18 protein-coding genes are annotated in these 23,775 nt (G+C 73.5%); 12 read left to right on the top strand and 6 right to left on the bottom strand.

Annotated features, from left to right (window positions below; genetic code table 11):
* The first annotated feature begins 99 nt into the window (after positions 1-99).
* Positions 100-1,134, top strand: coding sequence for a DMT family transporter (locus tag ACFYX3_RS04470; RefSeq protein ID WP_389007825.1), 1,035 nt, complete (start codon positions 100-102; stop codon positions 1,132-1,134).
* Positions 1,135-1,228: 94 nt separating this feature from the next.
* On the opposite strand, the gene ACFYX3_RS04465 is transcribed toward ACFYX3_RS04470, so the two are convergent.
* Complete coding sequence (locus tag ACFYX3_RS04465; protein WP_388771671.1) at positions 1,229-1,894, bottom strand: ScbR family autoregulator-binding transcription factor; 666 nt, start codon at positions 1,892-1,894, stop codon at positions 1,229-1,231.
* Between the two features lie 121 nt (positions 1,895-2,015).
* Between ACFYX3_RS04465 and ACFYX3_RS04460 the strand changes: the two genes are divergently transcribed.
* From ACFYX3_RS04460 to ACFYX3_RS04450, 3 genes are read left to right on the top strand one after another with little or no spacing between them, the layout of a single operon-like run.
* On the top strand, positions 2,016-3,014 hold the full coding sequence (locus ACFYX3_RS04460) for a ScbA/BarX family gamma-butyrolactone biosynthesis protein (protein WP_389007823.1): 999 nt from the start codon (positions 2,016-2,018) through the stop codon (positions 3,012-3,014).
* 53 nt (positions 3,015-3,067) lie between these two features.
* Complete coding sequence (locus ACFYX3_RS04455; protein WP_376585744.1) at positions 3,068-3,475, top strand: LysR family transcriptional regulator; 408 nt, start codon at positions 3,068-3,070, stop codon at positions 3,473-3,475.
* Positions 3,472-4,233 carry an HAD family hydrolase gene (locus ACFYX3_RS04450; RefSeq protein WP_382654575.1) on the top strand — a complete coding sequence of 254 codons (762 nt, stop codon included), beginning with the start codon at positions 3,472-3,474 and terminating at the stop codon, positions 4,231-4,233. Before ACFYX3_RS04455 ends, ACFYX3_RS04450 begins: the two co-directional genes overlap by 4 nt.
* A 487-nt stretch (positions 4,234-4,720) precedes the next feature.
* Here the strand turns inward: ACFYX3_RS04450 and ACFYX3_RS04445 are convergent, their stop codons facing one another.
* Positions 4,721-5,299, bottom strand: a complete 579-nt coding sequence (locus ACFYX3_RS04445) for a TetR family transcriptional regulator (protein ID WP_382654576.1) — start codon at positions 5,297-5,299, stop codon at positions 4,721-4,723.
* A 161-nt stretch (positions 5,300-5,460) separates the two neighbouring features.
* Between ACFYX3_RS04445 and ACFYX3_RS04440 the strand changes: the two genes are divergently transcribed.
* The gene (locus tag ACFYX3_RS04440) at positions 5,461-6,714 is read left to right on the top strand and encodes an acyl-CoA dehydrogenase family protein (RefSeq protein ID WP_389007820.1); all 1,254 of its coding nucleotides are present in this window, start codon (positions 5,461-5,463) and stop codon (positions 6,712-6,714) included.
* An 80-nt stretch (positions 6,715-6,794) separates the two neighbouring features.
* Positions 6,795-7,217 (top strand): hypothetical protein, encoded by a 423-nt coding sequence (locus tag ACFYX3_RS04435; RefSeq protein WP_389007818.1) that lies wholly within the window; start codon positions 6,795-6,797, stop codon positions 7,215-7,217.
* Between the two features lie 58 nt (positions 7,218-7,275).
* On the opposite strand, the gene ACFYX3_RS04430 is transcribed toward ACFYX3_RS04435, so the two are convergent.
* From ACFYX3_RS04430 to ACFYX3_RS04415, 4 genes are all read right to left on the bottom strand, one after another.
* The gene (locus ACFYX3_RS04430; protein ID WP_389007816.1) at positions 7,276-9,774 is read right to left on the bottom strand and encodes an FtsX-like permease family protein; all 2,499 of its coding nucleotides are present in this window, start codon (positions 9,772-9,774) and stop codon (positions 7,276-7,278) included.
* Between the two features lie 143 nt (positions 9,775-9,917).
* On the bottom strand, positions 9,918-13,295 hold the full coding sequence (locus tag ACFYX3_RS04425) for a hypothetical protein (protein WP_389007814.1): 3,378 nt from the start codon (positions 13,293-13,295) through the stop codon (positions 9,918-9,920).
* Positions 13,296-13,467: 172 nt separating this feature from the next.
* The gene (locus ACFYX3_RS04420) at positions 13,468-14,619 is read right to left on the bottom strand and encodes a trypsin-like serine protease (RefSeq protein WP_389007812.1); all 1,152 of its coding nucleotides are present in this window, start codon (positions 14,617-14,619) and stop codon (positions 13,468-13,470) included.
* A gap of 128 nt (positions 14,620-14,747) precedes the next feature.
* The gene (locus ACFYX3_RS04415) at positions 14,748-15,260 is read right to left on the bottom strand and encodes a hypothetical protein (protein WP_389007810.1); all 513 of its coding nucleotides are present in this window, start codon (positions 15,258-15,260) and stop codon (positions 14,748-14,750) included.
* 277 nt (positions 15,261-15,537) lie between these two features.
* Between ACFYX3_RS04415 and ACFYX3_RS04410 the strand changes: the two genes are divergently transcribed.
* The 6 genes from ACFYX3_RS04410 to ACFYX3_RS04385 all read left to right on the top strand — a co-directional run bounded on the left by ACFYX3_RS04410 (position 15,538) and on the right by ACFYX3_RS04385 (position 23,753).
* Positions 15,538-16,515, top strand: coding sequence for an AraC family transcriptional regulator (locus ACFYX3_RS04410; protein WP_389007808.1), 978 nt, complete (start codon positions 15,538-15,540; stop codon positions 16,513-16,515).
* A 127-nt stretch (positions 16,516-16,642) separates the two neighbouring features.
* Positions 16,643-17,431 (top strand): TIGR03084 family metal-binding protein, encoded by a 789-nt coding sequence (locus ACFYX3_RS04405; protein WP_389007806.1) that lies wholly within the window; start codon positions 16,643-16,645, stop codon positions 17,429-17,431.
* The gene (locus ACFYX3_RS04400) at positions 17,431-19,101 is read left to right on the top strand and encodes an acyclic terpene utilization AtuA family protein (protein WP_389007804.1); all 1,671 of its coding nucleotides are present in this window, start codon (positions 17,431-17,433) and stop codon (positions 19,099-19,101) included. Before ACFYX3_RS04405 ends, ACFYX3_RS04400 begins: the two co-directional genes overlap by 1 nt.
* Entirely contained in the window at positions 19,098-20,696 is a 1,599-nt protein-coding gene (locus ACFYX3_RS04395; RefSeq protein ID WP_389007802.1) for an acyl-CoA carboxylase subunit beta, read from the top strand. Before ACFYX3_RS04400 ends, ACFYX3_RS04395 begins: the two co-directional genes overlap by 4 nt.
* 7 nt (positions 20,697-20,703) lie before the next feature.
* Entirely contained in the window at positions 20,704-22,623 is a 1,920-nt protein-coding gene (locus tag ACFYX3_RS04390) for an acetyl/propionyl/methylcrotonyl-CoA carboxylase subunit alpha (RefSeq protein ID WP_389007800.1), read from the top strand.
* Positions 22,620-23,753 (top strand): acyl-CoA dehydrogenase family protein, encoded by a 1,134-nt coding sequence (locus ACFYX3_RS04385; protein WP_389007798.1) that lies wholly within the window; start codon positions 22,620-22,622, stop codon positions 23,751-23,753. Before ACFYX3_RS04390 ends, ACFYX3_RS04385 begins: the two co-directional genes overlap by 4 nt.
* The last annotated feature ends 22 nt before the right edge of the window (positions 23,754-23,775 follow it).

Below are 23,775 nucleotides of genomic sequence, written 5' to 3'. Positions count from 1 at the left end.
TCCCGGAGCCCGTACCCCCTCCTCCGGATCCGGGACCCGGCCGCCCCCTCCCCGCACTCCCCTCAACTCCCAGCCGCCTCAGGCCCGACAGGAAGAATCATGAACAGTCAGAACACGTACACGCGAGGCGTCCTCCTCTGCCTCCTGGCCACGGTGTCCTGGGGTGCGATGTTCCCCCTCATGGACTCCACCCTCCAGCACATCGACCCCTTCACCTTCACCGTGATGCGGTACACCATCGCCGGTGCGATGTTCCTGGTCTTCCTGCGGATGCGGGAGGGCAAGGCGGGGCTCCGCCTCAAGGGTGAGCGCATCGGTCTGGCCTGGCTGTTCGGCACGGCCGGCTTCGCGGGCTTCCAGTTCCTCGTCTTCTTCGGCCAGGACCTCATCGGAGCGCGCGGCGCGCTCAACGCCTCGATCATGATGGCGACCATGCCCATGATGGGCTTCCTGGTGAACTGGGTGCTGAAGAAGGTCGTTCCGCCGAAGTTCTCGCTCGTCTTCATCGCGATGTCCTTCGTCGGCACCATCCTCGTCGTCTCCGACGGTGACATCGGCTCCCTGATCGCCGACCCGAAGACCGCCGGCGCCGACGCGCTGCTGCTCTTCGCCGCGCTGTGCTGGGTCGTCTACACCTCGGGCGCGAGCTACTTCCCGACCTGGTCCCCGATCAAGTACACGGCCATCACCACGGTCCTCGGCCTCGCCAGCGCCGCCGTGATCACGGCGATCATCCTGGCCGCCGGCGGCGTCCCGGTCCCGACGGCGGGCGCCGTGGGCTCGATCCTGCCGCAGCTCGCCTACATGAGCGTCATCGCCGGCTTCGTCGGTGTCCTCGGCTGGAACTTCGGCAACCGCTACCTCGGCCCGCTCAACGGCGTCCTCTTCATGGACGTCGTGCCGATCACGGCCTTCGTGATCTCCGCCCTGACGGGTGTCGTCCCGGCCGGCATGCAGATCGTCGGTGCCTCGCTCACGGCGGCGGCGCTGGTCTTCAACAACCTGTACCTGCGCAAGGTCGCCGCCAAGGCCGCCGCGGCCCCGACGCCGGTCGTGGCTTCCGGTTCCGGTACGGCTTCCGGTACGGACTCCGCTTCCGCTCAGGCCCCGGTCGCCTCGGGCAGCAGGTCCTGACCGGACCCGACCCGCTGCACGCGTACGGCGTGGCCTCCCACACCTGTGGGAGGCCACGCCGTTCTCCTGCTTCTCACGGCGGGCACGCGGCCGGTCAGCCGCGCAGCCCTTCGACGAGGACGGTCTGCAGTTCCTGGTGCCGCTCGGTGAGGTCCTTGCGCCCGCTGAGGACGTCCGAGATGTGCTGCATGCCGAAGAAGGCGGAGACGAGGACGCGGGCCGCCGCGCGGGGTTCCACTCCCGCCCGCAGTTGCCCCGCGTCCTTCGCCTCGCCGATCAGCCGGCTGAGGTAGTCCTCCCAGCCGACGTACGGCTCGGGGAGCTCGGCGTCGATGAGGGCCCGCTCGATCTGGAGCCGCGCGCCGGCCTGGACGACGATGTCCCGCGCGAACGCCCGGGTGACCGTGTCGAGGACGGCGGTGAGCCGGTCGAACGGCGCCTCGTGGTCGCCCTCGGCGCCGTCGAGGATCTCGGGCCAGCGGGCGTAGTGCTCCTGCACGACCGCGACCGCGAGGGCCTCCTTGTTCGTGTAGTGGAAGTACACCGCGCCCTTGGTCATCTCCGCGCGTTCGGCCACGTCCTGGAGCGTGACGGTGGCGTAGCCGCGCTCGGCGAAGAGCTCGGCGGCCGACTGGAGGATGTGCACCTTCGTGCGCCGGGCCCGCTCCTGCTTGGGTTCGCTGCGGGGCTTCGGGTCGGTGCCGCGTTGCCTGGGATCGGTGGTGCGTTGCTTGGGTTCGCTTCGGGGTGTCGTCGCCATGCCTGTCCGCCTCTCTCGTTCCTACGCCTTGCAATATACATTCTCGAAGGTATATTTCTTGCTGCCGAGGGGCCACCGAGGTCCCTCGTCGCCACGATGATTCACCTTGAGGGGGATAAGGATGTCCATCGGTGTGCTGCAGAACGTGTTACCCGCCGAAGCGCTCACGCCCGTCGAGTCCCTGGAGTCGCTCATCCGGGAGGCCAAGGACGGCCTGAGCTTCGACCGCACGATCTCCCGCCGGTTCGTGCACCGCGCCTCGGTGACGGAGGTCTTCCTCACCGACGCGGCCGTCGCCGGGGCCGACCGCTTCCTGGTCGGTGCGCAACTGCCCCGGAACCACGCGCTGTACCGCCCGGAGGAGACCGGGCAGTGCGACTTCATGCTGCTCGTCGAGACCGTACGCCAGGCCGGCATCTTCCTGAGCCACCGCTACCACGACGTGCCGATCGGCCACCACTTCATCTTCAAGGCGCTGTCGCTGCGCATCAGCGACCCGGCCGCCCTCCGGGTCGGCTGCGGTCCGCTCGCGGTGGTCCTCGACGTGAAGGTCGTGACGCCCGCCGGAGCACGGAACCCGCGCCGCTTCGACGCCCGCTTCGACATGGTGATCGAGGTCGGGGGCCGCGAATGCGCCCGCGCCTCCGCCGGGGTCGTCGTCATCGACGGCGTACGGTACGGGCGCCTGCGACAGCGAGGCCGGGTCGCCGAGACCGCGGGCGTGGCGGTGGCCATGGACCAGGGGGCTTCCGCGTACGGGACGGGCGTGGGATCCGCCGACGACCGCGGCGTCCTGCGCCCCGTACCCGCCGCGGAGGAGCGGAACCGGCCGTTCGGCGCCGCGGAATGGCGGCTGCACGTCGACCCCACGCACCCCGGCTACTTCGAGCACCCCTCGGACCACGTGCCCGGGATGCTGCTCCTGGAGGCCTTCCGGCAGGCGGCCCGGAAGACGGCGGGAGGCGCAGCGCTGACCACGCTCGACGCCGACTTCGCCGTCTTCGGCGAGCTGGCCGAGGCCGTGGCCGTCGAGGCCGCGCCGACGGAGGACGGACGGGTGCGCCTCTCCGCGACCCAGGGCGGCCGCGTCCTCGCCACCGCGGTGGCCCGCTGCGCGTGACCGTACGGCTCCACCTCCAAGGGAAGAACGGACGAGCGTAGAAAGGCAGAAGGATGGAACTCCAGCACTTACGGGCCTTCCGCGAAGTGGCCCGCGAACTCAGCTTCACCCGCGCGGCCCACAACCTGCACTACTCCCAGCCCGCGGTGACCGCGCAGATCAAGGGCCTGGAAGAGGACATGGGAGCCTCGCTGTTCCAGCGGCGCGGCAACCGCTCCGTGGAACTCACCCCCGCCGGTGCGCGGCTGCGCCCGCTGGCGGAGCAGATCCTCGAACTCGTCGAGACGGCGCAGTACGAGATCGCCGACCCCGCCCCCGTCACGGCGAACGGCCGCACGGCGGCCGACCGGCGCATGACCCCGCCGGACCGGCGGATGACCCCGCTGGGCCGCGGTACCAGCCGCCTGGGCCAGAGCCGCGCGACCGGCAGCCGCCTCGGAGACAGAGGGGGAAGAGCATGAGCATCGCCCCCGCCCGGGCCGCGTTCTTCGACGTGGACGAGACCCTCATCACCTGCAAGAGCATGGCCTGCGTCCTCGCCCGCCACTGGGGACGGGGAGAGGTGGCCGCCCGCAGGCTCGCCACCGCCCGCGCCTCGCTCCAGCGCCAGATCGCCGAGGGCGTCCCCCGCGAAGAGGTGAACCGCTCCTTCTTCCGCTTCCTCGCCGGCAGCCACCTCGACGACCTCGAGACCAGCGGCCGCGAGTGGTACGAGAAGGCCCGGGCCGGAGGGCTGCTCCACCGCCCCGTGTACGAGGCACTGCGCCGCCACCGCGATGCCGGCGACCTGATCGTCCTCGTCTCCGGAGCCTTCTCCGCCTGCCTCGACCCGCTGGCCCGGGAGGTCGGAGCCGACCTCGTGGTGTGCACCGTGCCCGAGGTGACCTCGGAGGGCGTCCTCACGGGGGAACTGACCGGCCCGCCCATGATCGGCGAGCCGAAGGCCGAGGCCGCCCGCCGGATCATGACGGCCTTCGGCCTCTCCGCCGGGGACTGCCACGTCTACGCCGACGACGAGAGCGATCTGCCGCTGCTGCGCTCCGTCGGCCATCCGGTCCTCGTGGGCGACGGGCCGATCTCCGCCCCGCCCTCCGAGACGGCCACCTGGTCCTGGCTGCCGGGCCCGGCGCCGGCCACCCCACGCCCACCAGCCCTGCCCGCCGGGTCCCCCGCCGGCCTCCCGGTGGCCGCGCGCACCCTGGCGCCACAGGCGGCTTGAAGCTCCGGACCTGGGCGCGGACCCACCCGCCGCCGCAGCCCGTCACGGAAGCCCCGCCGATCCCCGCCGAACACCCGCCCGCACGAGAGCCCCGCCGCCACGGCGGCTCCTAGGGCCGTTCGACTTCCCCGAGCCTGACGCCCCTCGCGCAGCCGCGGTCCCGGCGGCCCCACATGCGCAGCCCCCGCATGGGCAAGTCCGGCTCGTACGACCCCACGTGCGCAAGTCCTGCTCGCGCAGTCCCCACGTGCGCAAGTTCGCCCATGGGCAAGTCCCGCTCGCGCAGCCCCACCTGCGCACGTCCCACCTGCGCACGTCCCACCTGTGCGAGTCCCGCTCGCGCAGCCCCGCATGCGCAAGCCCCGCCCGTGCAAGTCCCGTCTGTGCAGCCTCACCTGCACAGAGGTGACGTCCGTGCACCCGGACGGGCAGGGGGCATCGCCCGCACAGCCCCCGACTGCGCGGACCCGCCCCCGCCCGGCCTCGCTCAGCCGCCACGGGAGCCCGACAACGCGGGCTCCAGGATGTCCCAGACCTCGCTCACCAGCTCGGCGGGACCCGTCGTGTCCGCCGCCGTCACCACGGCGGGCGCACCGACGAGAAGGGCCACCACGAGCCGGGCCAGCAGGTCGGCCGGGTGGGTGGTGCGGACGGTGCCCTCCCCCTGGCCCTTGCGGATCAGGCGCTCCACGACCTCGCACAGCGTGCCCAGGGCGCCGGGGACGGTCCCCTCGGCGCGGGCGGCGTCCATGACCAGACGCAGCCCGGCGGCGAAGGGCAGGTCCTCGTGCACCCTGTGGGCGAGGTCGAGGAGCAGTCTCCGCAGGGCGGGCAGTGCCGCGCCGCTCTCCTCCGCCTCGCCGGCGGCGGTGGCGAGGGCGTCGGCCCAGGCCGACTCGAAGGAGCGGGTCAGTTCGCCGCCGAGGTCGGCTTTCGAGGAGAAGTGTCCGTAGAGAGCCCCCTTGGTCAGGCCGGTGCGGGCCGTGATGTCGGCCAGGTTCGTCCCCGCGAATCCGTGCAGGGCGAACTCGGCCGCTGCCGCGCCGAGCACCAGGTCATAGGTCATGCGGGCCCTGTCCTGTTGCCTCACCGGGCGTCCGCCTCCCTTCCGATGTAGCACCCTCCATGTCTCTCATGACGGGCTCTCAGAAAATACCTTCCGGACCGAATCTTTTGCTACTCGCATCAGCACCACCACTGAACCTCCACTTCCAAGGAGTACGTGCCATGACAGTCGTCGACGCCCCCGCGACCCTCCCCGCCCTCGCCGCCGGGCACCTCCGGGCCGCTGCCGCGCGGCACACCGAGGAGGCGGAGCGGACCGGGCGGCTCCACCCCGAGGTCGTCGAGGCGATGGCCGCCGCCGGTCTCGCCCGGCACTTCGTGCCCCGCCGCTGGGGCGGCAGAGCCGGACGCTTCGCCGAACTGCTCGACACGGTCGCCGACGCCGGCACGGCCTGCGCCTCCGCCGCCTGGTGCGCGGTGCTGCTCGCCGCCCACGCCCGCCTCGCCGCCCACCTGCCGGACGAGGGACAGCGCGACCTGTGGGGCGACTCGCCCGACGTACGGATCGCGGCGGCGATCGTGCCCCCGGCCGGCCGGCTCGCCCGGGTGCCCGGCGGCTGGAACCTGTCGGGGGAGTGGGCCTTCGCCAGTGGCGTCGAGCACGCCGACTGGGTGCTCCTCGCCTCCCTCGACCACTCGGGGGACGGGGCCCCCGCCTACCGGGTCCTGGCGGTGCCGCGCGAGCAGGTCGGGATCCGGGAGACCTGGGACGCGGTCGGGCTCCGCGCCACCGGCAGCCACGGCGTCACGGTCGACGGGGTGTTCGTGCCGGAGCACCGCACCTTCCTCCGCGAGGCCCTGGCCGGCGTGGCCGATGCCGACGCGGCCCCCTGCCACCGGGTGCCGTACCAGTTGGTCGCCGCGCTCCTCTTCGCCGTACCCGCGCTGGGCGCGGCGCGCGGGGCCCTCGAGGCCTGGACCCTGCTCGTCGGAGGGCGCCGCCTCCCCGACGGCCGGCCGCTCACCGACGACCCGGCGGTCCAGCAGACCCTGGCCCGCTGCGCGGCCGAGATCGACGCGGCCCGCCTGCTCCTGGAGACGGCGGCGGCACGCGCGGACGGGGCGGCCGCAGGTCCGGTCGCCGCCCGTGCCGACGGTCCGGCTGCGGGTCTTTCCGCCGCCCGCCCCGACGGGTCGACGTCGAGCCCCGCCGCCGCCCGGGCCGACAGGCCGACTCCCGGCGCGGCCGCGGCCGTGGCCGCCGCGCTCAACCAGCGCGACGCGGCCCTCGCCGTCGACCTCCTCACCGGCGCGGTGGAGCGCCTCATGCGTACCGGCGGAGCCCGCGGGCTCGTTGCGGGCGGCGGCCTGGAGCGGGCCTGGCGCGACATCCACGCGATCGCCGCCCACGCCGCCCTCCAGCCCGCCCCGGCGGCCGCGGCCTACGCGGCGACGGTCTTCCCGCCGGGAGTCTGAGGCCCGATCGAGGGCTGCCGAACCGAGGCGGAGAGGGGTCTATACACCCCATGTATAGACCGTGCGTATAGTCAGGGCGCATGGCACCGTCCGCACCCATCCCCCGCGCCCCCCGCCTCCTCAAGGCGGTGATCGTCTCGACGCTCGGCGTCGCCGCGTCGCACCTGATCCTGTCCGACACGCTCGACCTGTCGTTCGCCGGTCAGGCGGCCGCGACGCTCGGCGCCGGGCCGGGATACTCCGCCGACCAGGCGTTCACCACGGCGCTCATCAACACCTTCCTGGTCATGCCGGCGGTCCTGTGGATCGGGATGCTGATCACGGGGGAGCGGCGGGTCGGGCCGATGGTGCTCGTGGGGGAGATCGCCTGGATCACCGCCGTGGGCAACGGCATCGACGTGATCGACGACGCCCCCGGCACCCTCCTCCCCCTCCGCTCCCTGCTCCTCGTCGTCGCCGTCACGGCCCTGGCCTCCCTCGTACGGAGAAGGGCCACCGCTTAGGGCCTGTCTTTCGGGTCAGGCCCCGCTCCCTGATCCGGCCTGATCCGAAAGACAGGCCCTAAGCCGCCTGGAGCGCGTCCACCACCACCATGCGGCGGACCCGGCGGGCCGGCAGGACCGAGGCCGCGACGCCCGTGAGGACCGTGGCCGCGAGGATGGCGAGGACCGTCGGGGCCGTGCCGCCAGAGGAGGCCAGCGCCTCCAGGGCGGAGACGTGGCCCGCCAGGACCGAGCGGGCGGCCAGCGTCCCGTACACCAGGCCGAGGAGCGTTCCGGCGACCGCGCCGGTCAGCGCGAGCAGGACCGACTCCAGGGTCAGCATCCGCCGCAGCTGCTCGCCCGCGAGACCGATCGCGCGGAGCATCCCGAACTCGCGGGTGCGCTCCTCCACCGTCAGCATCAGGGTCGCGGCGACGCCGAGCGCGGCGATCGCGATCGAGAAGCCGAGCAGGACGGTGACCACCAGCATCATCCGGTCGAGCATGGAGCGGATGAGGTCGGCGTCGGACCCGGTGTCCGCGATCCGGATCTCCGGGTGCGTGGCGAGCGCCCGGTCCACGGCCGCGCGGGCCGCGTCGTGACCGGTGTCGCCGGCGGGGTTGAGCAGGACGGTGGAGACCGTCGCCGCGCCCGCCGCGAGCCGGTCGAGCGTGGCCCCGGTGACGTACACCGTGGCCTCCGGGTAGAGGGAGAGGGGCAGCGCGGCCGCCCCGGACACGGCCGTGAGCCGGGTGCCGGCGACGGTCAGCGCGGGTCGCCCGGTCAGCGCGATCGCCTCGCCGTCCTTCAGCGCGCGGGCCGCGCCGACGCCCTCGGCGTCCGGGTTGAGCCCGGCCGGATCGGCCGCGGCGACGACCGTCTTCCGTCCGTCGACGGTGAGGGTCGCGGTACGGACCGGGGTGACGGTGAGACCGTGCTCGGCGCGCAGCGCGGCGATCGCGTCGGCGGGCACCCGGGCGGTGTCCGAGTCGAGGGCGAAGACGGCGGGCATGCGGCTGGAGAGCATGCCGTCCAGGCCGCCCTTCGCCGCGCCGATCGCGGTGACGGCGGAGACGGCGACGGTCACGCCGACGAGCATCGCGGAGGAAGCGGCGGCGGTACGGCGGGCGTTGGCCCGCAGCTGCTGCACGGACAGCCTGCCGACCGTCCCGAACGGGCGGCGCAGCGCGAGCCCGAGCAGCCCGACGAGCGGCGGCAGCAGGTACCGGGCGTACCGCAGGACGGCGAAGAACGTGAGGATCGCGCCGAGCGTCACGGCGAGGAGGGAGAGCGGCGACCCGCCGAAGGCCCCGAGCACGAGCAGTCCCGTACCGGCGACGAGCATCAGCACGCTGATCGCCTCGCGGACGGCCCGGCTGCCCGGCTCCGGCAGTTTCGCCGCCCCGCTCGCGGCGAGCGCGGCGACCGGCGGCACGGCCGCCGCGGCCCGGGCCGGCCTGCGTACGGCCCACAGGGTGAGCAGCACCCCGAACACCCCGGCGAGGCCGAACGTCCACGGGCCCGGCATGAGGGAGACCTCGATCGGCCCGAGGTCGGCGAAGCCGTTGATCACCGTCGTGCCGAGCGCGCAGGCCGCCGCGCCCGCCGCGAGTCCGGTGGCGGAGGCGAGCGCGCCGAGCAGGAGGCCCTGGCGGCGGATGATCCGGAGGAGCTGGTCGCGGTCGGTGCCGACGCAGCGCAACAGGGCGAGCTGGCGGGCGCGTTGGGCGAGGACGACGGAGAAGGTGTTCGTGACGACCATGCGGGCGACGGCCATCGCGATGAGGACGAAGGACAGGGCGGCGGTCATGACGACCGCGTGCAGCATGCCGGCGCTCTGGACGGCGTTGCCGACGGCACCGGTGTGCGTGTACGCCGACACCTCGCCGCCCAGCGCCTTCTTCGCCGCCTTCGCCACCGCGAGCGCGTCCGCGCCCGGTGCGACGGCGAGGTCGAGGTGGGTGGACCGTACGCCCGTCGCGTACGTCCTCACCTGCGCGTACGGCACGCCGATCGCGGGCTGCGAGCCGAGCGCCTGCGACGCGGAGGTGTCGAGCAGGCCGGTGAGCCGCACGTCCGCCGTGCCGCCGTCGGCCTTCGTCAGGCGTACGGTTCCGCCGGGTGCCGCGCCGACGCGCTCCGCGCTCTCCCGGTCGAGGACGACCTCGCCGGGACCCCCGGGCCAGCGCCCGGCGTCGAGACGCTGCCAGCGGAGGGCCGGGTCGGCGGCGATCGAGGTGACGAGGGCCCGGTCGTCGAGCGGGCGCCCGTTCGGGGCCAGCACATTGGCGTGACCGGCGAGCCGCTCCGCCACCGACGTCACCTCGGGCACCCGCTCGGCCCGCGCCGCCGCGCCGGCCGGCAGCGAACCGCCGGTGCCGTCCGGGACGACCTGGACGGCGGCGTCCCCGACGTCGGCGGCGGCGGACTGCTCGTACGACTGCACGAGCGCCCCGGCGCCGCCGACGGAGAGGACGAGGAACGCCACCCCGACGGCGACGGCGGACCCGGTCAGCACGAGCCGGCGCAACTGGGCGCGGAAGTCCTTGAGGGTGAAGGTGAACAGCGACGGAGACATGACGTCCACGCTAGGAGCGAGAACCGGCAGGACGCGGCCCCGCCAGGCATGATCCGGGGTCATACCGGAGGGGCACGGGGCGGGCCCGCGTACCTCTCGGGGATGACGGGCAGGTGCCCCCGGCCCCGGGCCAGGTCCGTCCCTCAGCGAAGGAAGCCGATCGGGTTGCTGATGAAGTTGACGAGCGGTGAGAAGGTGTCGTGCGCCAAATCCGAGGCCTTGTCGGCGAGATGGGATCCCACCGTGATCGCCTTCGCGGCGTAGCGGGTCACCCCGGGCCCGGAGACCGAGGCGACGCTCAGCGCCGCGTTTCCCAACTGCTTGATGAACGGGCGGCTCGTCCAGCCGTAACCGATCCCGTAGAGGACCGCACTGGCCGAGTCGAGCACGGCGCCGCCGATACCGACCCCGAGACCCGCGGCCAGGAGGAACCCCCCGACTCCAGCGGCGGGCGGGAAGAAGACACCGACACCGAGTGCGACGAATCCGGCGCCGGTGAGGCCGGCCCCCACGAGCTTGGCGACCGTGGCGGCCTTGTGCAGGTACTCGGCCCACCACTTCACGGACCCGATCGCGGGCTCGTCGCTCGGGACGGTGTCGTGGGCCGGCGTGTCGCACTGGTTGGTGCCGGCCGCCTTGGCCGCCTCGGCTTCCGCGGCCGCCTGCTTGGCCGCTGCCGCGACCTCGGCGCGCCGCTTCTCGCCCTCGATCTGCCACGCCTGGCTGGCGGCGGCAGCGGCGGCGTTCTTGCTCTGGTTGGCCTGCAGCGCCGAGGCCCGGGCGGAAGTGGCGGAGTTCTGCGCGGCGTTGGCCGAGGCGACCGCGCTCTGTGCCGACTGGAGGGCGCGGGTGGCCGAGTAGTTCGCCGACCGCTGGGCGAGGCGGGCGTTGGCGGCGGCCGCGGCGGCCTGGTCGGCGGAGGCCTGCGCGTCCTTGGCCGACTGCTCGGCGCCGGCCGCCAGGGTGTTCGCCTGCTGGGCGGATGTGGCGGCCTGCTGGGCCGACGCCGTCGCCCTGTCCGCCCACTGGAGTGCCTCGGCGGCCGCGTCGCGCGCGTGGGCCGCGGCCTCCTGGGCACGGGCGGCGTCCTCCTGCGCCTTGTGGGCGATCTTCGCGGCCGCGGCGATCGCGCCCTGCATGGCGGCGATGTGGGTGGCCGAGTCGAAGTCGAGCTGCGCGCTCTTGTACTGCACCGCGGCGATGAAGTTGCGGCGGATCTGCGTGGGAGCCTCCATCGCGACCTGGGCGTGAGCCCTCGCGTAGGGTCCTCCGGTCCTGAGGAGGGTCGCGGTGGCCACCGCGTCGTCCTCCTTCAGTGCCTTCTGGAAGCCGGTGGTGAGGAACTCGTACACCGCCTCGGCGGTCCCGGCGTCCAGGGCCGCGTTCGCCGCCTGCCGCACCGCGGGGCCGGGGTTCTCGTCGAGTACGCGGGCGACCGCGACGCGGTTGTCCGCGGCGGCGGCCTGGATGGCACCGGTGCCGAGGAACGTGCCGGCCGCGTCCGGGTCGGCGCTGTCGAGGGCCGCGGCCGCCGCGGCGGCGACGGCGGGGGTGGTGATGCGGGCGAGATGGAGGGCGGACTCCCGGTCGTCCTGGCGCTGGGCGATCTGCCGGTCGACGTCGATCCACGTGTGGATCTCGGACTCGGCCCCGGCCAGGGCGTACCGGGCGGCCTGGTGGGACCAGCCGCCCGTGGACTCCATCAGGGCGAGGGCCGCCTTGCGGCCGAGCTCGGTGGCACTCGCCGTGTCCCCCGCCCTGAGGGCCGATTCGGCCTGGGCGATGAGCTGCTTCGTGGCCTCGGCGGTCTGCTCGGCCTGGGTCCGCTTGCGGTCGTACTCGGCCCGTTCCTCCGCCTCGACCTGCGCGAGCAGGCGCATCTCGGCGACCGCCCGCTGCGTGTCCTCGTCCAGGCGCTGCCACTCCGCCTCGCGGGCCGCCCTTTCCACCTCGACGGCCCGGGCGACCGCGTCGGTGGCGTTGTTCGCGGCGTTGGTGGCCTCGTTGGCGAACTCGGTGGACTTGCTCGCGTACTCCACCGCCTGGCCGGCGTACTGGACGGCCCATTCCGCGGCCTCGGCGGCCTTGTCCGCGTGCCCGGCGGCGCTGTTGGCGGCGTCCCGGGCGGTGCGCGCGGCCGCCGCGGAGGCGTCCGCCAGTGCCTGCGCGGTCCCGGCGGCGTTGGTGGCCATCGTGGCGTTGGCGCCGGCGATCTGGGCCTGGCGCTGGGCCTCGGCGGCGTCGGCCTTCGCCACACCGGCCGCGTTCGCGGCCTGGGCGGAGGCGCTCGCGGCGGCGGAGGCGTTGCGCGCCGCGGACGCGGCGGAGGCACCGGCGCTCGCGGCCTGGGCGGAGGCGTTGGAGGCGTGGTCGGCGGCCTCCGCCGCGCTCCGGGCCTTCGCCGCGGCGTTGCGGGCGGCGACGGCGGCGTCCTTGGCGGCGGACGCCTGGGAGGCGTCCTTGGACGCGGAGATCGCGGCCCTGTACGCCACCGCCGCGGCCGAGCCCGCGCTGGCCGCCGCCTGGCTCGCGGCCGCGGCGGCGTAGGAGGCGCGGCGGGACGCCTCGACGGCCGCGTGGGAGGCGTTCATCGCGACGCGCGAGGCGTCGGCCGCGCCCTTCGCGGCGTCGCCGGCCTTGCGGGCCGCGCGGCCGGCGGCGGCCACGTCGTCCTGGGCCGCCTGCGCCTCGGCCGCGGCCTTCTCCGCCGCTTCCTTGGCGTTGGCCGCCGCGGCCACGGCGCGGGCCGCGGACTCCTCCGCCTGCTGCGTCTTCGCCTCGGCGTTCCTGCCCTCGCGCTGGACGACTGCGACGAGTTCCTCGATCTTCACGCGCTCCTGGTCGCGTGCGCGGGCGATGTGCTGCCCGGTCTCCAGGAACCACACGATGTCGTCGCCGGTGCCGGACAGGGCCCGTTCGGCGTACTTCTGCACTTCCGGGCCCGCCTGGACCAGCATCTTGGAGGTCTCGACGCGCAGGTCCTCAAGGCGTGCCGTGTACTGGCCGTCCAGCAGGAAGGCCTCAAGGGCCGGCTGGGTGCCGTCGGTCAGCGCGGCGTTGCCGGCCCGGTTCACGGCCTTGCCGCCCACGCTCATCACGGTGGCCGTGGCCACCCGCAGGTCCTCCATGACGGAGGCCTGGAAGCCGCCGCCGAGGAACGCGGCGATGGCCGGGTCCCCGTCGTTCAGCGCGGTGTTGGTGTCACGGCGGGTGCCCCGGCCGGCCCCCACCAGGCCGCGCACGAGCGCGACGCGGTTGTCCTGTGCCGTCTCGCCGGCCAGCCGTGTTCCGAGGAAGTACTGCACGTCGGCGTCGGTTCCGGTGAGCGCGGCCGCTGCGGCGGCGCGGACGGCCCTGCCGCCCAGCAGCCAGGCCCTGACGACCTTCGCCCGCTCGGTGTCCGGAAGCAGGAACGGATCGCCGTCGGCCGGCGGGACGTCGTCGGCCCGGGCGGACAGCGGGTTGAGTACGAGGCTGGAGGTGGCGGCGACGACCGTGGTGGCCGCGATGGCCTCCAGCACACGACGCCGACTCCAGTAAGTGGTGTCCAAAACAGTCCTTCGGGGTCAGCGCCCGGCAGGCCGCGCGACGACGCGACGGCGCCCGGCCGGACGGAGAGTTGGGGGAAGGGAGGCCGCCGCCCTCGGCACCCGCCGAGGGCGGTCTGAGGCCTCTTCCGGTGTGTCAGGACGCTCAGATCTTCCAGACCTGGTCGGCGTACCGCGCGTCGCAGCCGATCTGGAGGAGGGGCGCCCCCCACTCCGGTGTGTTCCACGGGACGTACATGCACTTGTCGGTGACCGAGTTCCGGATGGAGTAGCCGCCGCCGGGGGCCGGCTCCAGCTTCCACACCTGGTCGGCGTACTCCGGGTGGCAGTCGTACTGGGTGACGGGGGCGCCGTCCTGCGGGGTGGCCCACGAGACCACGAGGCAGCGGTCGTCGAGGCGGTTGCGGATCTGGTAGCCGCCCTGGACCGGCTCCAGCTTCCAGAGCTGGTCGGCGTACTGCGGGTCGCAGTCCACCTGCTGCGCCGGGGCCCCGTTCTCGGGGGTGCGCCAGTCGACGTACGCGCAGCGGTCGCTCTGTGCGTTGCGGATCGAGGCGGTCGTGAAGCGGATTTGCCGCAGCCAGTCGGCGAGGTCGTCGGTGCGGGTGGAGAGGGCGCCCGTACGGGTCTCGGTCGCGGGGGCGCCGAGGCAGCCGCCCTGCCAGGAGCGGGAGTTGACCGCGACGATCTGACCGGAGGCGTTCAGGAGCGGGGAGCCGGTGTCGCCCTTGCAGATCGCGTCGCCGCCCTTGCCGGTGACGGCGAGGGCGGTGGACGTGGCGGAGTCGAGGATGAAGGTGCCGGTGTGGAGCTTGTTCGGCACCCACTCGGTCTTCGTGCGGCCGAACCCGGCGGCGGTCAGCTCGGCACCGGTCGCCGGGGCCTTGGTGGCGAGAGGGGCGGGCGCGATTCCGGTGACCGGGGTGGCGAGGCGTACGAGCGCGGCGTCCCGGTCCGCGCGCGGTGCGACCTCGGTGACCTCGACCGCCTTGCCGTCGCTGAGCGTCGCGGTGGTCCTGAGGAACGGCTTGCCGGCCGCGACCGTGGTCCCCGGAGTGGCGGCGAAGCAGCTCGCGGCGGTCAGCACCCAGAAGCGGTCGACGAGGGTGCCCGTGCAGGCGCGGGAGTCGGCCTCGCCGCCGAGGGCGAGCCGGACGGCGTACGGGTGCGTGCCGGCGGCGGCCTCGGGTCCGGAGACCGCGACGGCGGGGGTGGTGGACATCAGGGCCGTCGACAGCAGGGCGGTGGTGGCCAGCAGGCCGGAGATCCGCGCGGCGCGCGGGCGGAGTGCAGACACGTGGGTTCCTTCGATGGCAGGGCGCGGGCGCGGGGTCATGGCCTGGCGAGCGCCGTCGCGCGGGTCGGCTCGTGGGCCGACGGGTTCAAGGAGTGGTGCGGGGGGCGTCGTACGGGCGCCCGGCGGTGTCATCCGGACGTGCGGATCTCCAGGAGCATGAAGTCGCGGCCCAGCTCGTCGGCGCTCTCGCCGACCGGCGTCCAGGCGTTCTTGTTCACGTCGAAGGTCTTCTCTTCGGTACCCGCGGTCATGTCGACCTGCGTCGTGTAGCTGTTGCCCTTGACCGCGAAGACAGCGGGTATCTCCAGGGTCAGCCAGCCGGTGGTGCCGGTGACGCGGAAGCAGATCTTGTCGTTCGCGCGGGACCAGACCTCCAGCAGATCGGTCGCGCTCCCGCAGTCGGCGAGCGTGATGTGCCCGTCGCCGCGCTTCAGCTCGATGCCCCGGTCGGCGAGGATCCTGTCGGCGTTCGGGTAACCGAAGTCCTCGATCGCGTAGCCGGGCCCCTCGTCGGCGACCGCCACCATCGCGGAAGCGGACGCGGACGCCCGGGCGGGTGCGGGGGAGTTGCCGCCGCCGACCGCGAGCCATGCCAGGGCGCCCACGCCCAGGGCCGCGCCGGCATTGCGGAGGATTTTCATGTGCGTTCTCAAGGCTGTCCTCGTCGTCGGTTCGGACCGGTGCGCCGACTCTTCCAATTCCGGGCGGCCGAGGCATTGGCGAGCGGTGCACGGTTTCTTGACGGACAGTCGACTCCGGGCTGCCGACGCCCGGCCGCGCAGGAAGGTTGAATTCCGGATCGTGATGACGGGTCGAGCGGGGAGAAATGTCCGGATCGCAGTCCCCCGATGGTCCGTCGACGGCCATCGCGCACGGAAATCCTTGCAGCGGATCCGCCCGCCCGTGTAGACCCTGAGCATGCTTCCTGAGAGGACATTTCGCAGTTCCGCATTATCGCCTGCCGACCGCTTCGAATGCTGGCGGACCGTCATGGCGGAGACGCATGCGCCCATGGACCTGCGGACCGAGAACGCCGACGATTTCTGGGTCAATCAGCGAAACATCTCACTGGGTGAGGTAACCGTCTATCCACTGGAATGTAATCCCCTCGCCTTCCGGCGCACGCCGAAGCTGATAAGGAAGTCGGACCCCGATGCTTATCACCTGTCGCTTATCAAGCGCGGGACCGGTGTGGTCGCCATGGGCGGGGAGGTGCGCGCGCACAGTGCCTTCGACTACCACACCAGCGACACCTCGCGCCCGTTCGAAATCAGTTCCGTGCGCGAGTCGTTCGAGCTCATCGGAGTCGAGATGCCGAAGGCCCTTCTCCCGCTGCCCCCGCGTATCGCCGGTCAGGTCATCGGTCGGCGCCTCTCGTCCCGGGACGGCATGGGGGCGCTCCTCGCCACGTTCCTCGACCAGGTGACGAGATCCAGCCACACCTATCAACCGGCGGACGGGCCGCGCCTGAGCGGCGTCCTCGCCGACCTCGTCGCCTCGCTCTTCGCCGGCGTCCTCGACGCCGACCGGTCCTTGCCCCCGGAGACGCACCGACGCGCCCTGACGCTGCGCATCATGGCCTTCATCCGGAGCAATGCCGACGACCCGCGGCTGGACATCCCCGCGATCGCCGCCGCGCACCACATCTCCGTCAGCTACCTCCACCGTCTGTTCCAGCGGGAGGGCGGCGGAGCGACCGCTGCGGGCTTCCTGCAGCGTCAGCGGCTCTCGCGAGCCCGCCTGGACCTGACCGACCCCCTGTGTCAGGGGCTGCCCGTGCAGGCCATCGCCGCCCGGCGCGGCTTCAGTCACGCGTCTGCTTTCAGCAGGGCGTTCCGAGATGCGTACGGCATGCCTCCCGCGGCGTTCCGCAGGCAGTGCCTCGGCCTCCGGTGAGCGGGGGATCTCGGCGCACAGCCGCTCCGGCATTGAAGCAAGCAAGCACGCTTGATTGTTTCTGGTCGCGCTGGCATGCTCCTCCGCGAAGGCCCGTGACCCGTCCGTCCCCCGAGGGGAGCGCCCCGTGTCCGACCCCGTCGAAGTCCTCGACGACCTGCGTGACGAGAGTGACGAACTCGACCGTCTCGTCGGAGAGTTGAGCGAGGAGCAGTGGAGGGCCCCGACCCCCGCCCCCGGCTGGACGATCGCCCATCAGATCGCCCACCTCGCCTGGACCGACCGCGCCGCCCTCCTCGCCGCCACCGACGCCGACGCCTTCGCCGCCGAGGCCGAGAAGGCGGTCGAAGCCCCCGACCGCTTCGTCGACGAGGGCGCGGAGGAGGGCGCGGCACTGCCCGCCGAGGAACTCCTCGCCCGCTGGCGCACCGGACGCGCGCAGCTCCAGGAGGTGCTGCGCGCGGTCCCGCCCGGCGTCAGGTTCCCCTGGTACGGGCCCCCGATGAGCGCCCCCGCCATGGCCACCGCCCGGCTGATGGAGACCTGGGCGCACGGCCAGGACGTCGCCGACGCCCTCGGCGTGGTCCGCACGCCCACCGCCCGGCTCCGGCACGTCGCCTGGATCGGCCACCGCGCCCGCGACTACGCCTACCTCGTACGGGGCATCCCGGCGCCCGCCGAGCCGTTCCGGGTCGAACTCCAGGCGCCCGAAGGGTCGTTGTGGACGTACGGGCCCGAGGGTGCCGTCCAGCGCGTCACCGGACCCGCCCTCGACTTCTGCCTCCTCGTCACCCAGCGCCTCCACCGCGACGACACCGCGCTGGTCGCCGAGGGCGAGGACGCCGAGCGCTGGCTCGGCATCGCCCAGGCCTTCGCCGGCCCGGCGGGCGGCGGCCGTACCCCCAAGGGGGCCTGATGGCACTCCGCATCGGCAACGCCTCCGGCTTCTACGGCGACCGCTTCGACGCCGTCCGCGAGATGCTCACCGGCGGTGAACTCGACGTCCTCACCGGCGACTACCTCGCCGAGCTGACCATGCTCATCCTCGGCCGCGACCAGCTGAAGGACCCTGCCGCCGGGTACGCGAAGACCTTCCTGCGCCAGATGGAGGAGGGTCTCGGCCTCGCCCACGAGCGCGGCGTCCGGATCGTCGCCAACGCGGGCGGCCTCAACCCCGCAGGGCTCGCCGACGCCCTGCGCGCCCTCGCCGCGAAGCTCGGCCTGCCGACCCGTGTCGCCCACGTCGAGGGCGACCGGCTGCCGCCGCCCGGCGGCGCGCTGACCGCCAACGCCTACCTCGGCGGCGCCGGCATCGCCGCCTGCCTCGCCGCCGGCGCCGACGTCGTCGTCACCGGCCGGGTCACCGACGCCGCCCTCGTCACCGGCCCCGCGCAGTGGCACTTCGGCTGGGGCCCGGAGGCGTACGACGAGCTGGCGGGCGCGGTCGTGGCCGGGCACGTCCTGGAGTGCGGCACCCAGGCCACCGGCGGCAACTACGCCTTCTTCCGGGGCCACGACGTGCGCCGCCCCGGCTTCCCGGTCGCCGAACTCCACGCCGACGGGAGCGCGGTCATCACCAAGCACCCCGGCACCGGCGGCCTCGTCGACACCGGCACGGTCACCGCCCAGCTCCTCTACGAGACGGCCGGCGCCCGCTACCCCGGCCCCGACGTGACCGCCCGCCTCGACACCGTCCGGCTCACCCGGGAGGGCCCCGACAGGGTCAGGATCACGGGCGTGCGGGGCGAGGCCCCGCCCCCGACGCTCAAGGTCGGGCTCAGCAGGCTCGGCGGCTTCCGCAACGAGGTCGTCTTCGTCCTCACCGGCCTCGACGTCGAGGACAAGGCAGCCCTCCTCCAGGAGCAGATCGCCGACGCCCTGGCCGAGAACCCGCCCGCCGAGGTCCGCTGGGAGCTGGCCCGCACCGACCGCCCCGACGCCCCCACCGAGGAGACCGCGAGCGCCCTGCTCCGCCTCGTCGTCCGCGACCGGGACCCGGAGAAGGTCGGCCGCACCGTCACCGGCGCCGCCATCGAACTCGCCCTCGCCAGCTACCCCGGCTTCCACGTCACCGCCCCGCCCGGCAAGGGCGCCCCCTACGGGGTCTTCGAGACCGCGTACGCGCCGGCCGCCGAGGTCCCGCACACGGCGGTGCTCCCCGACGGGACCCGCCGGGAGATCCCCGTACCCCCGAAGACCCTGGACCTCGAACCCGTACCCGACCCCGAGCTTCCGCCGCCCCTCCCCGAGGGACCGACCCGGAGAGTGCCCCTCGGCCGGATCGCGGGGGCCCGCAGCGGCGACAAGGGCGGCGACGCGAACGTCGGCGTGTGGGTCCGCACGGACGAGGAGTGGCGCTGGCTCGCCCACGCCCTGACGGTCGCCAAGATTCGCGAACTCCTCCCGGAGACCGTCGACCTGGCCGTCACCCGGCACCTCCTCCCGCACCTCCGCGCCGTGAACTTCACGGTCGCCGGGATCCTCGGCGAGGGCGTCGCCTCCCAGGCCCGCTTCGACCCCCAGGCCAAGGCCCTCGGCGAATGGCTCCGCTCGCGCCACGTAGACGTACCGGAGGAACTGCTGTGACCGTCCTCGCCTCCGCCCTCGACACGGGCGGACCCGACTACGCGGCCCACCGCGCCGCCATGCTCGACAAGCTCGCCGCCCTCGACGCCGAGCACGCCAAGGCCCTCGCGGGCGGCGGCGAGAAGTACACCGCCCGCCACAAGAAGCGCGGCAAGCTGCTCGCCCGCGAGCGGATCGAGCTGCTCGTCGACCCCGACAGCCCCTTCCTGGAGCTGTCGCCGCTCGCCGCCTGGGGCAGCGACTACACCGTGGGGGCCTCCCTGGTGACCGGCATCGGGGTCGTCGAGGGCGTGGAGTGCCTGATCACCGCCAACGACCCGACCGTCCGCGGCGGCGCCTCCAACCCGTGGACGCTGAAGAAGGCCCTGCGGGCCAACGAGATCGCGTACGCCAACCGGCTGCCCGTCATCTCGCTCGTCGAGTCCGGCGGCGCCGACCTGCCCTCCCAGAAGGAGATCTTCATCCCGGGCGGGGCGCTCTTCCGCGACCTCACCCGCCTCTCCGCCGCCGGCATCCCGACGGTCGCGGTCGTCTTCGGCAACTCGACGGCCGGCGGCGCGTACGTCCCCGGCATGTCCGACCACGCCGTGATGATCAGGGAACGGTCGAAGGTGTTCCTCGGCGGACCGCCGCTGGTGAAGATGGCGACGGGCGAGGAGAGCGACGACGAGTCCCTCGGCGGCGCCGAGATGCACGCGCGCACGAGCGGTCTCGCCGACCACTACGCCGTCGACGAGGCCGACGCGATCCGCCAGGCCCGCCGGATCGTCGCCCGCCTCAACCACCGCAAGGCCCACCCCGACCCGGCGTTCGCCGAGCCCCCGAAGTACGACCCGGAGGAGCTCCTCGGGATCGTCCCCGGCGACCTCAAGACCCCCTTCGACCCGCGCGAGGTGATCGCCCGGATCGTCGACGGCTCGGACTTCGACGAGTTCAAGCCGCTGTACGGGACCTCGCTCACCACGGGCTGGGCCCGGCTGCACGGCTACCCGGTCGGCATCCTCGCCAACGCGCAGGGCGTGCTCTTCTCGGCCGAGTCGCAGAAGGCCGCCCAGTTCATCCAGCTCGCCAACCAGCGCGACATCCCGCTCGTCTTCCTCCACAACACCACCGGCTACATGGTCGGCAAGGAGTACGAGCAGGGCGGCATCATCAAGCACGGCGCCATGATGATCAACGCGGTGTCGAACTCGAAGGTCCCCCACCTCTCCGTCCTCATGGGGGCCTCGTACGGCGCCGGGCACTACGGCATGTGCGGCAGGGCCTACGACCCGCGCTTCCTCTTCGCCTGGCCCAGCGCGAAGTCCGCCGTCATGGGCCCGCAGCAGCTCGCCGGGGTGCTGTCCATCGTGGCGAGGGCGAGCGCCGCCGCGAAGGGGCAGCCGTACGACGACGAGGCCGACGCCGGGCTGCGAGCGCTCGTCGAGGCGCAGATCGAGTCCGAGTCGCTGCCGATGTTCCTGTCCGGCCGGCTCTACGACGACGGGGTCATCGACCCCCGCGACACCCGCACGGTCCTCGGGCTGTGCCTCTCCGCGATCCACACGGCACCGGTCGAGGGCGCGCGCGGCGGCTTCGGCGTCTTCCGAATGTGAGGCACTGATGATTCAGACCGTACTGGTCGCGAACCGGGGCGAGATCGCCTGCCGGGTCTTCCGCACCTGCCGTGACCTGGGCATCTCCACCGTCGCCGTGTACTCCGACGCGGACGCCGGCGCGCTGCACGTCCGGGAGGCCGACGCGGCGGTACGGCTGCCGGGGGCCGCGCCCTCGGAGACGTACCTGCGCGGCGACCTGATCGTGGCGGCGGCGCTCGCGGCGGGCGCGGACGCCGTCCACCCGGGCTACGGCTTCCTCTCGGAGAACGCCGACTTCGCGCGGGCCGTGACCGACGCCGGCCTGGTGTGGATCGGGCCGCCGCCCGAGGCGATCGAGGCGATGGCGTCGAAGACCCGCGCGAAGGAGCTCCTGGGGATCGCGCCCCTGCGCCCGGAGGACGTCACCGAGGCCGACCTGCCCGTCCTGGTGAAGGCCGCGGCGGGCGGCGGCGGCCGCGGCATGCGTGTCGTACGAGAAATCGACGCTCTGGAAGGGGAGTTGAGGGCGGCGTCGGCGGAGGCGGCGAGCGCGTTCGGTGACGGCGAGGTGTTCGTCGAGCCGTACGTGGAGAACGGCAGGCACGTCGAGGTGCAGCTCCTCTGCGACACCCACGGCACCGTCTGGGCGCTCGGCACCCGCGACTGCTCCCTCCAGCGGCGGCACCAGAAGGTCATCGAGGAGGCCCCGGCGCCCGGCCTGCCCGCGCCGCTCCTCGACGAGTTGTACGAGCGGTCGGCGGCCGCCGCGAAGGCCGTCGGGTACGTCGGCGCGGGCACGGTCGAGTTCCTCGTCGCCGACGTCCCCCAGGCTCTCGGCTTCGCTCGAGCAGGGGGGACCCCCAAGGCGCACTTCCTGGAGATGAACACCCGCCTCCAGGTCGAGCACCCGGTCACCGAGGAGGTGTACGGCGTCGACCTGGTCGCGCTCCAGCTCGCCGTCGCCGAGGGCCGCGCCCTGCCGCCCGAGCCCCCGGCCCCGCAGGGCCACGCGGTCGAGGCCCGGCTGTATGCCGAGGACCCGGCGCGGGAGTGGGCCCCGCAGACGGGCGTCCTGCACCGCTTCGAGGTGCCGGGCGGAGTCCGGGTCGACACCGGATACGTCTCGGGGGACCCGATCGGCGTCCACTACGACCCGATGCTCGCGAAGGTGACCGTCCACGCCCCGACCCGGGAGGCGGCCCTCCGCAAGCTCGCCCACACCCTGGAGCGGACCGTGCTGCACGGCCCGGTCACGAACCGGGACCTGCTCGTGGCGTCCCTCCGTCACCCGGAGTACGTGAACGAGGAGGCCCTCGACACGGGCTTCTACGAGCGGAACCTGCCCGCGCTGACGGAGCAGCCCAGGGGCGGGGAGTACGCGGCGGTCGCGGCGGCCCTCGCCTCGGCCTCCTCCGACAAGGGCCGGTTCGGCGGCGGTTGGCGCAACGTCCGCTCCCAGGAGGAGGCTCGGACGTACGGCGGCCACGAGGTCCGCTACCGGCCGACCCGGGACGGCGGCTACGAGGTCACGTCCCCGGAGGGCGTACGGGTGGTGGAGGCGACGCCGGAGGCCGTACGCCTCGAAGTGGCGGGAGTGGTACGGAACTTCGAGGTCACCGCGTACGGCGACACCGTCCACTCCGGAGGCCACCGCCTCACCGCCCGCCCCCGCTTCACCGACCCCCGCGAGCAGACCGCCCCCGGCTCCCTGCTCGCCCCGATGCCCGGCACCGTCGTCCGGGTCGCGGACGGCCTCGCCGTCGGCGACCGGGTCACCGCCGGGCAGCCGCTCCTCTGGCTGGAGGCGATGAAGATGGAGCACCGCGTCATCGCCCCCGCCTCCGGCACGCTCACCGCGCTCCACGCAGCCCCCGGCCGCCAGGTCGAGGTCGGCGCCCTGCTCGCCGTCGTACAGACCGAAGCACAGGAGGAAGACCCCGCATGAGCAGCATGATCGAGACCGAAGAGCTCACCGCCCTCCGCTCCGCCGTCTCCGCCCTCGGGCACCGCCACGGCCCCGGCTTCGACCGGGCCGAGCTCTGGGCCGAGGCGGGCAAGCTCGGCTACCTGGGCGTGAACCTGCCCGAGGAGTACGGCGGCGGGGGCGGCGGCATGGCCGAGCTGTCGGTCGTCCTGGAGGAGGCGGGCGCGGCGGGCGCGCCGCTGCTCATGATGGTCGTCTCGCCCGCGATCTGCGGCACGGTCATCGCCCGCTTCGGCACCGAGGAACAGAAGCGGGCGTGGCTGCCGGGCCTGGCGGACGGGTCGAAGACGATGGCGTTCGGCATCACCGAGCCCGACGCGGGCTCGAACTCGCACCGCATCACGACGACGGCGACCCGCACGGAGGAGGGCTGGGTCCTCAACGGCCGGAAGGTCTTCGTGTCGGGCGTGGACATCGCCGACGCGACCCTGATCGTGGGCCGCACGTCGGACGCCCGTACGGGGAACCTGAAGCCCTGTCTGTTCATCGTCCCGCGTGACGCGCCGGGCTTCGGGCGCCGCCACATCGAGATGGAACTGGACGCGAACGAGAAGCAGTTCGAGCTGACGCTCGACGACGTCCACCTGCCCTTCGAGGCCCTGGTGGGAGACGAGGACGCGGGTCTGCTCCAGCTCTTCGCGGGCCTCAACCCCGAGCGGATCATGACGGCGGCGTTCGCGATCGGCATGGGTCGGTACGCCCTCGCGCAGGCGGTGAAGTACGCGAAGGAGCGCCAGGTCTGGAAGGCCCCGATCGGCGCGCACCAGGCCATCGCGCACCCGCTCGCGCAGGCGCACATCGAGCTGGAGCTGGCGCGGCTGATGATGGCGAAGGCCGCGCACCTCTACGACGCGGGCGACGACATGGGCGCGGGCGAGGCCGCGAACATGGCGAAGTACGCGGCGGCCGAGGCCTGCGTGAAGGCGGTCGACACCGCCGTCCACACCCTCGGCGGCAACGGACTCACCAAGGAGTTCGGCCTCGCCCGCCTGGTCACGGCCGCCCGGGTGGCCCGGATCGCCCCGGTCAGCCGGGAGATGATCCTGAACTACGTGTCCCACCAGACCCTGGGCCTGCCCAAGTCGTACTGAGCCCGTCGGCGGGGCCGCCGAG

Origin of the sequence: Streptomyces sp. NPDC002463, from assembly GCF_042889835.1 — a bacterium.
Taxonomy (GTDB): domain Bacteria; phylum Actinomycetota; class Actinomycetes; order Streptomycetales; family Streptomycetaceae; genus Streptomyces; species Streptomyces nymphaeiformis.
This window is presented reverse-complemented; position numbering and strand designations above follow the sequence as displayed.